The 605-nt window shown below is 65.1% G+C and carries 1 protein-coding gene; it reads right to left on the reverse strand.

What is annotated here, in order from left to right; all coding sequences use genetic code 11:
- A partial coding sequence (locus ACLBKS_RS16460) for a GTP-binding protein (protein ID WP_410193885.1) occupies window positions 1–605 on the reverse strand: 605 nt, incomplete at both ends.

The raw sequence follows: 605 nt of genomic DNA on the forward strand, positions 1-605 counted from the left end.
GGCTTGCACAGCACTTGGCCGCGCTCGACTTCTTCGCGCTTGGTGCCGCGCAGCAGGATACCGACGTTGTCGCCAGCCTGGCCTTGGTCCAGCAGCTTGCGGAACATTTCCACGCCCGTGCAGGTCGTCTTCTGGGTGGCCTTGATGCCCACGATTTCGATTTCTTCGCCGACCTTGACGATGCCGCGCTCGACGCGACCCGTCACCACCGTGCCGCGACCAGAGATGGAGAACACGTCTTCCACCGGCATCAGGAAGGCACCGTCCACAGCGCGCTCGGGCGTGGGGATGTAGGTGTCCAACGCGTCAGCCAGGCGCATGATGGCTTGCTCGCCCAGGTCGCCCTTGTCGCCTTCGAGCGCCAGCTTGGCGGAACCCTTGACGATGGGGGTGTCGTCGCCGGGGAACTCGTACTTGGACAGGAGTTCGCGCACTTCCATCTCGACCAGCTCGAGCAGCTCGGCGTCGTCGACCATGTCGCACTTGTTCAGGAAGACGATGATGTAGGGCACGCCGACCTGACGGGCCAGCAGGATGTGCTCGCGGGTCTGGGGCATCGGGCCGTCAGCGGCCGAGCACACCAGGATGGCGCCGTCCATCTGGGC

The sequence above is a fragment of the Hylemonella sp. W303a genome, assembly GCF_046452315.1.
Classification (GTDB): Bacteria; Pseudomonadota; Gammaproteobacteria; order Burkholderiales; family Burkholderiaceae_C; genus Hylemonella.